General features: G+C 57.1%; 1 protein-coding gene. It reads right to left on the reverse strand.

Translation table 11 applies throughout. From position 1 onward, the window contains the following. Positions 1–271 precede the first annotated feature (271 nt). Complete coding sequence (locus ACM6I0_RS18950) at positions 272–1,303, reverse strand: IS110 family transposase (RefSeq protein WP_084929321.1); 1,032 nt, start codon at positions 1,301–1,303, stop codon at positions 272–274. Between the last annotated feature and the right edge of the window lie 97 nt (positions 1,304–1,400).

A 1,400-nucleotide genomic window follows, 5' to 3' on the forward strand; every position in this document is an offset into this window, starting at 1 on the left:
CCGTATATGGACTCCTCCTCATTGCAAGCCCCGTTGCTTTGGCGCCCGTGCCGACTGCACACGTATATTCGGCCTCTAAATACGGCATCGTTTCGATGCAGGGCCATGATGGGCTATTCGCGCGCCGGCTCCCGATCGCTTTTTCGTGCTTTTCGCACTTAGACATTCGAGGGTTTTGCCGACGCCGGTTCGATCGGTTTGCCATCGTTCAGGTTGCTTCGCAATCGTGGTTAAGAGTTGTTTCTCTCGTAGAACACGTCGGGTAAATAGATCAGGCCGCTGCCTGATTCGGTTGGTAATCAGTGCCGTGACGCAGCATCGCCCAAGCCATGCGTGCAGTTTTGTTGGCCAGCGCAATAGCGGCCACATTGGGATGCGATCGCTCGGCTAAACGAACGGCCCACTGGCTGAGCCGATCCTCTTTGGATTTGGCTGTGCGTAGCGCCGAGCGTGCGCCATGCACCATCAATGTTCGCAGATACGTATCACCGCGCTTACTGATACCGAGTAGTCGATCCTTACCACCAGAACTGTGTTGCCTCGGTGTCAGTCCCAGCGAGGCGGCAAACTGTCGACCATTGGCAAACTGACGGGCATCACCGAGAGCGACGACGAGCGCTGTGGCGATCATTGGACCGACACCGCGCAGCTGTTGAAGGCGAACGGCGGACGGCTCGTTTGTCGCGATCGCAGTGATCTCGCCGTCGAGCTTGCATACACGCCCATCCAGCGCACGAAGGTCGTCCCACAAACCATCCAGTAGACGACGAAAGCGTGCCGTCAAACCGTTATCCGCATCCTCTAGCCAGCATGGTATTGCACGACGCAGCATCAGCAATTCCTTCGGTGCAACGAGACCGTACTCGGCGACCAGCCCACGGATCTGATTGGCTTTGGCCGTCCGCTGTTCGATTAAGCCGGCCCGGATGCGATGCGTCGCCTGGATATCCTGCTGTTCGATGGTCTTGATGGCGACGAAGCGCATGCTGGGACGGCTCATCGCTTCGCAGATCGCCTCGGCATCGTTCGCGTCGTTCTTGTTGCTTTTGACATAAGGTTTAACGAACTGGGGGGCGATCAGCTTGACTCGAAATCCGAGAGCTTCGAGTTGTCTCGCCCAATGATGGGCCCCTCCGCAACTCTCCATGCCGATCTCACAACCAGGTTCGACCTTTTCCAGCACCGTTTGAAGCCAGCGATCACGTGGTAGCCGCTGCCGCCAGATCGGCTTCTCATGGCAATCCACACCGTGGATCTGAAACACGTTCTTGGCCAGGTCGACCCCAATGCGCATAAGCTTCATGTGTGGACTCCTTCTCACTGTTGACTGTGGTTCGCACCTTCAGTCTGGCACTCAAGATGCCGAAGTGAGGAGGAGTCCATCCCATTGCTTTTGGCCG

Origin of the sequence: Pseudomonas sp. IT-P294 (genome assembly GCF_949767865.1) — a bacterium.
Taxonomy (GTDB): domain Bacteria; phylum Pseudomonadota; class Gammaproteobacteria; order Pseudomonadales; family Pseudomonadaceae; genus Aquipseudomonas.